The organism is Arsukibacterium sp. (assembly GCF_018402695.1).
Taxonomy (GTDB): Bacteria; Pseudomonadota; Gammaproteobacteria; order Enterobacterales; family Alteromonadaceae; genus Alishewanella.
Map to the genome: position 1 here is coordinate 50,288 of NZ_JAGYIM010000008.1, position 13,240 is coordinate 63,527.

A 13,240-nucleotide genomic window follows, 5' to 3' on the forward strand; every position below is an offset into this window, starting at 1 on the left:
GTGAATACCTTAATTAATCATTGGTTAGCCATTTGCTCAGCAGCCAACGCCTGATTTTTAATCTCCTGCTGCAATTCTGCCGGTAGTTTTAGCTGCTTGCCTAACTCATTCAGGTAGCTACGCTCCATAAAGCTCTCTTCATCAATAACCAGGACACTGGCCAGATACATTTCTGCGGCAATTTCCTGTGTCGTAGCAACCGAAGCAATTATTACCGGATCCAATGGTTTTTGTAACTCGGCATCTATCCAGCGCAATAAGCTGGCATCACGGCTAAATTTAGCCACCTCAGCGTCGATAATCTCCCGCTCCCGGTCATCAATGTGACCATCAGACTTGGCCGCCGCTATTACTGCAATCAAAATCGCTTTACTGTGAACTTCCACCTCAGCTTCCGGAACCCGATCTATCGTTGCCGGTGTGTGGCTTTGCTGCTGTTGGTTCTGCTGCCAGTTGCTGTAGGCTTTGTACGCCACCAGCCCCAATGCAGCCATTCCACCATAAGTCAGCACCTTGCCACCCAGCTTGCGACCTTTTTTACTGCCCAGCAGTAAACCCAATGCGCCGCCGCCAAGCGCCGCACCGCCTCTGCCAGAGAGCAAACCAGCAAGCCCACCCGCCGCAGATTGCTTAACATTATTTTGCTGACTGCCACTGCCGCCAAGTAATCCTGAACCTGAATTTAGCAACTGATCCAAAAAGCCTTTAGTGTTCATTTTGACTCCCGCTATATGCCATATACATAATCACATTTAATAAACTCAAAGGTGGATATTAAAATACGAAATTAATTCAATTTTTAGCTGAAAATATGTTTATTCAGTGAGTTGATAGTAGTCAAGTAATGCCTGGCGTTCGCGCAGGCAGTAGTCTGTAATGGCGTTAACTAACGGACTGGGGCTGAAGTTGTAATAGCCATGACGGACCACAGGCAAAAAACCGCGCTTCAGTTTGTGCTCGCCCTGAGCGCCGGCGTCAAACCGCTTTAAACCTTTGGCAATACAATACTCTATGCCAGCATAATAACAACATTCAAAATGCAGTTTATCAAATTCGGCATTACACCCCCAATAGCGACCGTATAAGCAGTTGGCTGATTGAAAACAGAGTGACGCCGCCACCAGTTCCCCCGCCACAAAAGCAGCAAATATCACTATCTCAGCAGCCATATACTCTGCCCAAAGCATGAAAGTCTGTGGGGTTAAATAGCCATCGTGGCCAGATCTCTTCTGATACGTTGCCTGATAAAAATGAACGAACTGATACCAGAAATCAGTCGGTAGGTTATCGCCGCTAAATGTTTTAACCTCGACACCTTGTCTTTTTACCACTAAACGTTCTTTATTAATTTGTTTACGTTTACGCGATGGCAGGGTAGCCAGAAAGTCGGCAAAATTAGTGAAGTTATGGTTGTACCACTGAAATTGCACATCAATTCGTTCCAGCATCCCATTGCTGCGCATTATTTGCTGCAGCGGCGGATCAGCATACAAACACTGGAAGTTGCTGCAGCCTAATATTTGCTGGCGCTGTAAAATTGCCTGATAAAACAGCTTGAATACTTCAATGGGCTCTTCATCAGGTGCAACACCAAGACGCTGTCCTTCTGCCGGAGTAAACGGAATGGCGCAAAGTAACTTGGGGTAATAAGGTAATTGATGTTGTTGATAAGCCTCTGCAATAGCCCAGTCAAACAAATATTCACCATAAGAGTGTAACTTCAAATACATTGGCATAGCGGCGACCAGACGTTCACCGCGATAAAGTAATAAATGCTGTGGTAACCAGCCGGTGTTTTTGCCAACGCTGCCGCCCTGCTCCAACGCGCTCAAAAAGGCATGGCGGCAGAACGGCAGATCTTGGCCAAATAAGCTATCCCACGCAGTTGCGTCTATCTCAGCCAAGTTGTCACAAAGCGTTATGTTAATCATTAATCAAACTGCTTAGCGGCCTCCATTTCCCGTTCCAGTCGGAGGCTTTCATCGGCGCGTGGTTTGGCGAAGCGGGCCAATGCTAAGTACAGTACCGGCGTCAGATACAGCGTAAAAATAACCGCAATACCCAGGCCACCAAACACGACCCAGCCAATGGCATTGCGAGCTTCGGCGCCTGCCCCTGACGACAGGATTAGCGGCAAGCCACCCAACAGGGTTGATAACAACGTCATGGCAATTGGCCGTAAGCGGATTTGTGCGGCTTCTTCAACTGCTTTGCGAACACTGTAACCACGGTCGCGAAGCTGGTCGGCAAACTCAACCAGTAAGATTGCGTTTTTGGCCAGTAAGCCAATCAGCATTACCAAGCCAATTTGCGAGTATATATTAATAGAAGTGCCGGTTAAAAACAGAGCAAATAAAGCAGCCGCTATGCCAAATGGCACAGTAGCCATAACCACTACGGCACTATTGGCACTTTCAAACTGTGCTGCCAGTACTAACAACACTATTACAAAAGCCAACACATAGGTAAGCGTTATTTCCCGCGCGGTTTCTTCAAAGGTCAGAGCCTCACCTAAAAATACCATACCAATATTTGCTGGTAACTCTCGTTGAGCCAGTTCCCGCAGTTGCTCAACCACCTGCTCCATCGACAGATCTGGTGGTAATTCCATTTCCATCTCAATAGCCCGGCGTTGTGCCTGCCTTTCCAGCTCTGCCGCGACACCTTCTTCAGAGATATTAGCCAGGCTGGACAGCGGCACCAGCCCCCCGTTACGGGAGCCGACATATAAATTGGCCAGATCTCCCGGGTTAGATACTGCAGACCTGTCCGCCTGCAGAATAATCGGGATTGACTGATCGCCAACATTTAAATCGGCTAAGTCATCACCGTTAATGGCCACCCGCAATGTACTGGCAATATCTGATAAAGGTACCCCTAACTCTTCAGCACGTCGCCGATCAATATTAACCCGCAACTGAGGTTGGGTAGGCTGATAAGAAATACGAGGCATTCCCAAGTCTGGCAATTGTTGCTGGATTGCCGCTGAAAACTTTTGCGCTGCAGCAAAAATGCCAGCGTAAGACTCGCCTGTTAAAGCTAGCTCCAGGCCGCCACCCTGACCACGTAAGTTCAGACTGTTTGAGCCAAAAGCACGTGCCGGTGCGCCCGGTATCGCGGCCAGTTGTGGACTAATCTCATTGATAATGTCCTGCTGTGAACGATCGCGTTCACTCCAGTGTTTCAATGGCACGGTAATAAAAACCAGATTAGGGTCCCACTGCCCGACTACGGTATAAATGGAATCAATATCACCACCATTAACATAAGGCAGTAAAATTTCTTCCATTTTATCTGCCTGGCGGTCCATAAAATTAAGACCAACTCCATCAGGACCGCGTGCAAATACCCGGATAGACCCGCGATCTTCACTTGGCATTAGTTCATTGTCCAGCGTCAAATACAATACACCGGCGCCGCCGGAAGCCACTAAGCAGGCAAGAAATACTATTAAAGCGTGATCCAATGTCCAGTGCAGACTCCGGCTGTAATAGTTAAGTAACGCGTTTCCAAACCCGCCGAACAGATTCTTAGCGCCCTGTTTAACCGGCAGACGAGCCGTCAATGCCGGAACCAATGACAATGCTACAAATGACGAGATAATAACAGCAGCCGCTAACACTCCGCCAAATTCGCGAAACAACCGGCCGGCGGTCGATGGTAAGAAGGCAATCGGTACAAAGACCGCCACTAACACTGCTGTCGTAGCGACTACCGCAAAGAATACTTCGCGTGTACCCACAACAGCAGCCGCCCGTGCACCCAACCCCATGCTGCGGCGCCGCTGAATATTTTCGGACACCACGATGGCATCGTCGACAATCAGACCGGTAGCTAGTACCAGTGCCAGTAGCGTTAAAATATTGATTGAAAAACCCATCAGCCAGATTGCCGCCAATGCGCCGGTTAACGCAACCGGGATAGATAAGGCGGGTACTATGGTGGCACGCCAGGAACCGATAAACAGCCATAGGGTAAAAATAACCAATAACACCGTCAGTCCAAGCGAGGTAATGACTTCGCGCACCGAACCACGGATAAATTCAGCGTCATCCGAGGTAACCTGTAATTCCAGCTCCGGGAACCGACTTTCAACCTGTTTTACCAATGCCAGCACTTCATCCGAAATTTCAATAGTATTGGAGCGCGCCTGGCGGATAATACCCATACCGATAACCGGCCGGCCGTCCAGTCTTACCATGCTGTTAGCATCAGCCGGACCAAAATATACCGTAGCGACATCGCCCACCCGGGTATCACCGCTAATGATAATATCCTCAACCTGCTCCGCGCTGACTGACGTAGCATCAGCACGAACAATTAGCTGCTGATCGGTTGAACGCATGCTGCCTGCAGGCACGTCAAACGGGGCCTGGCGCAGTGCTGCAGCAACATCGGTTACGGCCAGATTAAAACTGGTTAACCTAAGCGGGTCCAGAATAACCCGCAACACCCGCTCTCTATCTCCGTTTAATCTGACATCAGCCACGCCGGGAATGGTTAAAAATAATGGCGCCAGATCTGTTTCAATTCGTTCAGTCAATGTCTCTAAGTCAAGAGTTGCGCTTGATACGGCAATACTAACTACCGATTGCGCATCGTTATCGGCCTTGATAATAGCCAGACGTTCGACCCCCTCAGGCAATTCCCGCTGTACCCGGCTGACGGCTTCACGTGTTTCGTTAGCAGCGTCATCCAGGTTGATGCCCGGGCGAAATTCTACCCGCACCCTAGCGCTGCCCTCTTCGCTGGAGGCATTAATAGATTTAACGCCGGACACCCGGGCAACAGCGCCTTCAAGTTTACTGGTTACTTCGGTATCGACTGTTTCCGGTGAGCCACCTGGAAAACTGGCAGTAACTGAAACTATCGGCCGGTCAACGTCAGGTAATTCACGCACTTCCAAACCATTTATTGCAGCAAAGCCGGCAATAATAATCAGTAAATTAAGAACAACAATAAGTACCGGCCGGCGAATAGACAGCGAGGGTAAATCATCATGTACTGGCTCCTGCTTCATAATCCGGCCCTTTGTTCATTGACTGCTTCAACCCGCTGCCCAACTCTTAAGGTTTGAACGCCTTCGGTAATAAGCATATCACCCTCACTTATCTCTGCTGACACCAGCAAGCGACCACTCAGGCGTTGTTTAATTTGCACATCGACCCTTTTTGCGGTGCCCTGTTGTTCCAGCCAAACATAAGCACCGGTGGCCCCCCACAGCAGGGCCGCTTCCGGAATTACCGCATAGGCTTCGCCTTTCAGCTCCAGCTTGATCCGAAAGCTCATCCCAGGCCGGTAAACGTCACGACTATTATCCAGTAAGGCTCTTACCCGGATAGTCCGGTTACTACTGTCAATCCGCGAGTCGATCTGGCTTATTTTTGCCGATAAGCGGGTTTCAGCACCCTGCCAGGGCTGTAAGGTCAGCGTGGGTTGCTGCTGTAACATGCTAAGTGCGGTTTCCGGCGCCCGAAAGTCAATTAACAGCTCACTACGGTTATCAAGAGTGGTGATCGCCGTTTGTTGGGTTATACGGTCGCCAATTTCAACATCTGTTAAGCCGACAACACCGCTAAAGGGCGCGCGTACGGTACGATCTTCTAACTCAGTTTCAGCTTCAGCTAACATTACCTGCATTAAATCGCGAACTGTCTGTGCATCATCCAGCTCACTCTGAGCAATAGCTCCCTGGCGCCGGCTTACAACAAGCCGCTCTACTGTGCGCTCTGCATCCGCTAACTGGATCCGGGCACGGTCAACCGCAACTTTCTGCCGACGCGCATCCAACTCCAGTAAAATGTCTCCTTGTTGTACTTTCTGACCAGGCAAAAACCTGATAGCGGTAACTTTATCTGCCACTGCCGGGAAGATCACTACAGATTGAATCGCTTCTGCAGAGCCAACCGCTTCAATCTGGCTACTTTGCTGCTCAAACTCAACAGGCATACTGATGACTTGAGCTGCACGCCCTTCACCCCGACTCTGAGCATGCACACTGAATCCGCTAATGGCGGTAATGGTCATTAAAGTCAGCCAGACTGATTTTTGCCAAACTGTTGTCATTAAAAATCCTTGTTACAGAAAAAATTGTTACTCAGCTTTTCCGCTGTAGTTGCAAAAACTGAGTGTAAGCCCGGAATATACGGGTTTAAAACAACGATGATCACTAAACTCGCTCAATAGGCGATAAGCTGCGGTAATTTGAGTTAAGTGGCGTTTGGCATCGACAGCACCTTAGCTCACTGTTAGCATCATTTTATCAGTATACATTCAGCACAAGGGTTTTAAGATGGCGGAAGTAATGGCTGCAATTAAACAAAACGCTGACGCCAGTAAGTGGCGCTGGTTAATCTTTGCTCTGATAGTGTCCAGTATAGGTTTATCCTGGAGTGGGGTTATTGATCGCTATACCACGGCGTATATTGATGACGCTCTGGTACAGGCCAGCTCAGCTTTTGTTATTGCCCGGGCAATGAATGCACTTATTTCGTTTCTGCAGTCAGTTACTTTTGAATTTAGTGTCGGTATTGGCGGTTCAGTAGGCGCGGGCCAGGTGCTTGATCCACTCAATGACTTGGTAGAGCAGTACTCGTCAGCAATGAAGCTGGCCATCGGCTCACTGGTCATTCAAAAAGTGTTATTGGAAATTGTCAGTGACGCTGTCTTTAAAATACTGCTTACGGTCTCCGGCGTGGCCGTGCTGTTTAATGCGTTATTGAGCAGATCTTTCACTACCGGTTTTTTTGGCATATTTTTATTGCGATTATTTTTAGCGCTGTTATTTTTGCGCTTTGCCCTGGTACTGGTCGTAGCCGCCAATGGCATAATCGACCAGGCGTTCTTGCACCAGCGCACTGAAAATCAGCTGCAGATCCTGGAAAACATTGAAGGCGTTAGTGAGCAGGATAATCAATTCATTAATCCGGATCTACATACTGAGTTAACGGCTAATATTGCCGAGCTGCAACAACAGGCATTAACGCTTCAGCAGCGGTTAAATACTGCGCAACCGCAGCAACCGCAGCAACGACAGCAACTACAGCGGCAGCTAGCCGAGGTCAATAACCAGCTCCAGCTTGCTGAGCTGGCTCGAGAAGGAAAAACCCCCGGCTTTTTCGCGGCCATATCTAATAGTTTTAGCTCACTGGGAGACGGTATTGCCGCCCTTAAAGATGCGGTAAATCCTCGCCAGGTCTATCAGTTAAAACAACGGCTTGATAATGCGGTAACTAACATACTTAATTTAATGGCATTGTTTTTCCTGAAAACTCTGCTTTTACCGTTACTATTTTTATTTTTATTAAACAAAGGCTTCAAACTTATCTGGCGCAGTAATCCAGCCATAGCAATACACTCAGCAACCAAGTAATATCTGCGTTTTTATACTAAAAGGGATTGGAAAAATGCTTTATATGGTAATGCTGGGAGGCACTCATCCTAAAGCCAATGTTGAACTGCATGATGTGGTGTTTGTAGCAGGTGACAATCTTGAGCAAACTTATCCACAATTACGAGCATTGTGGTTTGCATCGCCGCAGGGCTTGCATATTGACTCATGGATGGCGATATCGGGTGTCGATCAGTATGCGGTAACATTGGCAGACTCGCCAGCCAACAACAAACTAAAATTATTTTTTATAAACTTGGGTGGCTATATCGGCAGCGTGTTTGGTGAAGATCACCGATATCTGGTGGTGGTAGCTGAAAGCAACGTGCAGGCAAAGCAAATAGCAAAACAACAACTTGACATGAAATGGGATAAACCTCACACCGACAATGTGTTTGAAATAGAGCAATGTGTGGCGATAGAACAGGTAGCCGGGCGCTATATTCAGCTGCACCCGGCTCCTCATCAGGGTTGTTATTTCGAAAATGACTACATTGTTATTGGCTGAAATTAATCAACTAATATCGGTAATACTAGTAAAAATCAGGCCTGGGCTCTGGTTTTTACCTCGTTAACCCAGTTTTTAACCCGCCGCTCTAAAACACTAAGGGGCAAGGCACCGCCGGTTAGAATAGTGTCATGAAATTCACGAATGTCGAAACGGTCGCCCAACTGTTGCTCAGCAAACTGGCGCAATTCCAGAATTTTGATCATGCCTATTTTGTAAGCCGTTGCCTGCCCCGGGATCACCAGATAACGCCGCACTTCAGACAATACCGCGCCTTCGGCAATCGGGGTTTTTTCCAGGAAATAGTCGATTGCCTGTTGTTCGGTCCAGCCTTTGCTATGTAAACCGGTATCGACCACCAACCGGACGGCCCGCCACATTTCAGTAATTAACCGGCCAAAATCAGAATAGGGGTTTTGGTAAGCGCCCATTTCTTTTGCTAATAATTCTGCATATAACGCCCAGCCTTCCGAATAGACAGTAAACCGGGCCTGAGTGCGGAAAGTGGGAACTGAAGTCAACTCCTGGGCAATTGAAATTTGCATATGATGACCGGGACTGCCTTCATGATAAGCAATGGCTTCCATCTCATTTTTTGGCATAGAGCGCATGTCAGATAAGTGGGCATAATATACTCCGGGCCGGCTGCCGTCTGGCGTTCCCGGAAAGTAATGTTGTGCTGCACCGGGTTGTTCCCTAAATGGCTCTACTCGTTTTACCACCAGGCCTGCTTTGGGTAAGGTACCAAAAAACTCTGGCAAACGACTGTTAATAAAATCCAGATATTGCTGTGAGTCATCAATATAGGCCTGGCGCCCGGCGTCAGTATCCGGGTAATAGAATTGGTCGTCTTTTTTAATAAACTCGAAAAAAGCCTGCAGATCGCCCGGGAAGCCTACCTGATCTTTAATCGCCGTCATTTCAGCGGTCAGCCGTTCAACTTCATCAAGACCAATCTGGTGGATCTGCTCTGCGGTTAAATCAGTGGTGGTAGACACCTTTAACTGATGATTATAATAAGCGACACCATCGGGTTGCTTACCCACCCCCGTGGCAATGTCATCGGTATTAGCAATGTCATCCTGTAACCATTGCTTCAAACCACTATATGCAGGCTGAAAATGCTGTTGTAAGGCAAGTTTAGCCGCGTTAGTAAGCTCTTTCGCTTGTTCATCACTGAGCTTATCTGCTTCAAGCAGACTATTGATTTTTGCTTTGGTGTCAGCCCACAGCGGAATCTCCTGCTCACTGTCTGATAAAGGTGCACCGGTTAACAAGCTGTCTAACTGACTTAATACCCCTTCATAGGCGAAACGTGGCGGCCTTACGCCCTGCTCAGCATTTTGTTGCGCCCGCACCAGCAAATCATTTATCGCTTTGCTGATCCCTTCAATCCGGCTGACATAAGCCTGCATGTCTTCTACATTGTCTACTTTATGAAAATTGATGAGGATTTGTGGTAATAAGGCGTGAATACCCTGCATTTGGGTAAAAACATATTGGTTATTTCTGAAGCGGGCGCCGGCTTCAGCCATTTCATATTGATAAATCCAGACGTCATAGGACGTCTGCGCTTCCAAATCAAGCTCTGCATAGTTGAAATTGGCTTTAAGTTCAGCGACGGTAGCTGCCAGCCATTCCAGTTGTTGTTGTTCTGCTGCCAGTGTTACCTCATCAATCTGATCGTATTTATCTTTACGACCCATAAAAGTCATCTGGATAGGACTTTGTTGCAACTGCTGCTCAAACTTTTCTTCAAACCATTGGTTTAAACGCTCACTGGTGGCTGTGGTTTTGCTGGTGGATTGCTCAGTCGCTACTTGTTCAGCCGCTGGCTGAGGACTGGCATTATTAGTAGTATTTTCCGGTGTCGGATTACAACCGGCCAGAACGCCGGCAATAGCAAGACATAATAGTGATTTGCGCATGATAGATCCTTATTAACGGGCAGAAACTACCGTTAGCGTACCGTTAATAAGGGCGCGAGTCTAAAACTAAATGTAACAAGGTTTATCATTCTAACTTATTGAACCTGCAGGGTTAACCGCTCACCCGTTTATAGTGCCGGTATTGTGGTTTCCAGAAGTTATCTTCAATCCGTTGCTGCAGCGTATTATCATCAATTTCCAGCGCCAGCCCCTGTTGTTGGGCAACTTTAGCCACAGCAAACGCAATTTTCTTGCTCAGTTCGGCCAATGCGGTAAATGGCGGTAATAAACCGCCTTTACCGGTATTAGCCAAGGGTGAGGTTGCTGCCAGGGTCTTACTGGCAGCACGGAGCATTTCATCACTGATTAAACGGGCTTTCACAGCAATGACGCCCAGCCCAATACCCGGAAAGATGTAACTGTTATTACACTGGGCGATCAGATGTAGCTTGCCATTGTATTCTACCGGTGCAAAAGGGCTGCCCGTAGCAACAATAACATCACCATTGGTCCATTCAATTACCTGCTGGGGAGTGGCTTCCACCTGACGTGAAGGGTTACTTAGCGGAAATATTATCGGCGTTCCACAGCCTTTTTTCATGGCACGCACAACTTGCTCAGTAAACAAACCCGCCTGGCCGGACACGCCAATTAATATATCTGGCGAAGCGCAGTGCATGACATCCAGCAAACTCGGGTAATCACCACTATAATTCCAGTCAGCAATAGCAACCGAGCTTTGGGTTAACGCTTGCTGGAAATCTCGCAAATCCGGCATGCTATCGGTTAATAAGCCAAAACGGTCTATCATAAAAATTTGCTGTCGAGCCCGTTGCTCAGTAATGCCTTCGGCAACCATCTGACTTATCACTTGCTCAGCGATACCACAACCAGCGGAGCCCGCTCCAACAAATACCACTTTCTGGCTACTGAGTTTAACCCCTTTACTTAAACATGCCGCCAGCAAGGTGCCAACGGTCACCGCAGCTGTACCCTGAATATCATCATTAAAGCAGCAAATTTGGTCACGATAACGCTGTAATAACGGCATGGCATTTGGCTGGGCAAAATCTTCAAACTGAATGATTGCCTCTGGCCAGCGTCGCTTAACTGCTTTTATAAACAGTTCTATAAACTCGTTGTAGTCATCCTGCCCTATTCGTTTCTGGCGCAACCCCATGTACATAGGGTCGTTCAACAGTTTTTCATTATTGGTGCCGACATCCAGCATAACTGGCAAGGTATAGGCGGGACTAATGCCACCGCAGGCGGTATAAAGCGACAACTTGCCAATTGAAATCCCCATACCACCAATACCCTGATCGCCCAGACCCAGCACCCGTTCGCCATCTGTTACTACTATTACTTTTACCTTTGCTTTGGTGGCATTACGTAGCACATCATCCAGATTGTAGCGATCTTCAAAGCTGATAAATAACCCGCGGGCGCTGCGATAAATATCAGAAAATTGCTCACAGGCATCGCCAACCGTCGGGGTGTATATAATCGGGATCATTTCTTCCAGATGTTGTTGCACCAAGCGATAAAACAGGGTCTCGTTATTATCCTGAATTGCCCGCAGATAAATATGCTTGTTTATGGCTGTATCAAAGCTTTTATACTGCAGATAAGCCCGGCTGACCTGCTCTTCGATGGTTTCAAACCGGGGCGGCAATAAGCCTGTCAGGTTAAATGCGGCCCGCTCTTCCCGACTGAACGCACTCCCTTTATTTAGTAGTGGCGTTTCTAATAACGCTGAGCCGGAATATGCAGTATACAAAGAGGCTTTAACTTTTGGTTCAGACATAACACTTTTCCAAATAATAGCGCCGGCACTGCTATACAGTGCCGGTAACAGACTGGATTAATAAATAGTACTGATACGTGGATTCAGAACAGACAGGATAAACAAACCTTCGGTATTACAAAAATCGATCGCCTTAATTAAATCGGCTTGTTCCAGATGTAATAATTCCAGAACAAAAGGGTCAACCAGCGTTTTAATGCTATAAAGATCCGGGTGCTGATTCGCTAACGCCAGTCGTACAGTAAGATAGCTGATTAATACATCAGGTTCTGAGCCATTAAATTGGGTACTGTGTTGCCGGGCCAGCGGTTCGACAATACTATCGGGTAACTGCCACAGGTTTAACAGTTCGGCCCCACAAGCGGCATAGGTAAACCCCAGAGTGGTTTGTTGCAGCTGCCAGGGCTTAATTTCATCAGTGTAGTTCTGACATTGAGCGGCACTCTCTGGTGCTTGTTGCATAACGACCAGTTCACCGATATTGTGCAATAAACCAGCAACATATAACCGATCCGGCTGGCGCAGACCACAAAAATTAGCCAGGTATTTGCCAATCAGGGCCGCATTGATGCTTTGCTCCCAAAACCGCTCCAAATCGATAGAGGACGAGCTGAACTTACTACAGGCCGAGCTGACAGCAATACTGACAACCAGATTATAAAGCTGGGTTTTACCAAGCACCAACAACGCCTTGCTAACCGATTCAACCTGATACGGCAACCGATAAACAGCACTATTGGCGAGCTTAAGTAATTTAGAGGTGAGAACCGGATCAAGTAAGATGACCTCGGCGATGTCGTCCAGACTGGCAGTGTCCGATTCCATTAATTCTTTGACGCGGACATAGCTATCAGGAAAGGCAAATAATTCGACAGCATTTTGCGCATATTGCAAGGCGTTCATCGGGAACATCTCCGGTTGGGTCTATCAGCACCAAAAGCATCTGACGCTTTTAAGTGTTACTGCTGGCGCTGATTTTACAAGTTTTTGCCGGAAAAACTTAGTACTTTTTGATGACAATAGCGTGAAAAGCACATTTCTGAATAATGCGTATAAAAAAGCAGCGCTATTGCGCTGCTTTAGGGGCCAAAACTCACGTTTCTTCTCAGGCAACCAGACTACGTAACATCCAGGCTGTCTTTTCATGTACAGTCATCCGTTGTGTCAGCAAATCGAGACTGACTTCATCAGACGCTTTATCGGCTACCGGCACGATAGAACGGGCTGTTTTTGCAATAGCTTCCTGCCCTTTAACCAGATCTTTAATCATCTCTTCGGCTGTCGGTATGCCATCCGCTTCTTTAATGCTGGTCAGTTTTGCAAATTCTTTGTATGAGCCGGGGGCAAATTCGCCCAACGCACGGATCCGCTCAGCAATGACATCGACTGCTTCTGCTAACTCGACATACTGCGCTTCAAACAAGGTATGCAGCGTCTGAAACATCGGACCGGTGACATTCCAATGATAGTTATGTGTTTTCAGATAAAGGGTATAAGTGTCGGCGAGTAACACAGCCAGGCCTTCACATATCGCTTTACGTTCATTCTCTTCTATACCGATATTCACTTTCATATTGCCGTCTCCTAATTTTTAATTTAGCTACTAA

At 47.5% G+C, this 13,240-nt stretch carries 10 protein-coding genes; 2 read left to right on the plus strand and 8 right to left on the minus strand.

The window, feature by feature from the left end; genetic code table 11:
- Positions 1-17: 17 nt before the first annotated feature.
- From KG631_RS01200 to KG631_RS01215, 4 genes are all read right to left on the minus strand, one after another.
- Positions 18-716: a tellurite resistance TerB family protein gene (locus tag KG631_RS01200; protein WP_213994855.1), complete on the minus strand. Its 699-nt coding sequence runs from the start codon at positions 714-716 to the stop codon at positions 18-20.
- Positions 717-815: 99 nt separating this feature from the next.
- Complete coding sequence (locus tag KG631_RS01205) at positions 816-1,931, minus strand: GNAT family N-acetyltransferase (protein WP_213994856.1); 1,116 nt, start codon at positions 1,929-1,931, stop codon at positions 816-818.
- The gene (locus KG631_RS01210; RefSeq protein ID WP_213994857.1) at positions 1,931-5,020 is read right to left on the minus strand and encodes an efflux RND transporter permease subunit; all 3,090 of its coding nucleotides are present in this window, start codon (positions 5,018-5,020) and stop codon (positions 1,931-1,933) included. The genes KG631_RS01205 and KG631_RS01210 overlap by 1 nt, the downstream gene beginning before the upstream one ends.
- Positions 5,017-6,066, minus strand: a complete 1,050-nt coding sequence (locus KG631_RS01215) for an efflux RND transporter periplasmic adaptor subunit (RefSeq protein ID WP_213994858.1) — start codon at positions 6,064-6,066, stop codon at positions 5,017-5,019. The genes KG631_RS01210 and KG631_RS01215 overlap by 4 nt, the downstream gene beginning before the upstream one ends.
- Before the next feature lie 226 nt (positions 6,067-6,292).
- On the opposite strand from KG631_RS01215, the gene KG631_RS01220 reads away from it, so the two are divergent.
- Positions 6,293-7,372, plus strand: coding sequence for a hypothetical protein (locus KG631_RS01220; protein WP_213994859.1), 1,080 nt, complete (start codon positions 6,293-6,295; stop codon positions 7,370-7,372).
- A gap of 34 nt (positions 7,373-7,406) precedes the next feature.
- Complete coding sequence (locus tag KG631_RS01225) at positions 7,407-7,898, plus strand: DUF1543 domain-containing protein (protein WP_213994860.1); 492 nt, start codon at positions 7,407-7,409, stop codon at positions 7,896-7,898.
- A gap of 35 nt (positions 7,899-7,933) precedes the next feature.
- On the opposite strand, the gene KG631_RS01230 is transcribed toward KG631_RS01225, so the two are convergent.
- The 4 genes from KG631_RS01230 to KG631_RS01245 form a co-directional block, all read right to left on the minus strand.
- Positions 7,934-9,826, minus strand: a complete 1,893-nt coding sequence (locus tag KG631_RS01230; protein WP_213994861.1) for a DUF885 domain-containing protein — start codon at positions 9,824-9,826, stop codon at positions 7,934-7,936.
- Positions 9,827-9,938: 112 nt separating this feature from the next.
- Entirely contained in the window at positions 9,939-11,633 is a 1,695-nt protein-coding gene (locus tag KG631_RS01235) for an NAD-dependent malic enzyme (RefSeq protein WP_213994862.1), read from the minus strand.
- A 57-nt stretch (positions 11,634-11,690) separates the two neighbouring features.
- A complete protein-coding gene (locus KG631_RS01240; protein ID WP_213994863.1) occupies positions 11,691-12,536 on the minus strand; it encodes an HDOD domain-containing protein in 846 nt (281 codons plus the stop codon).
- Positions 12,537-12,738: 202 nt separating this feature from the next.
- A complete protein-coding gene (locus KG631_RS01245; RefSeq protein WP_213994864.1) occupies positions 12,739-13,206 on the minus strand; it encodes a Dps family protein in 468 nt (155 codons plus the stop codon).
- Positions 13,207-13,240: the final 34 nt, after the last annotated feature.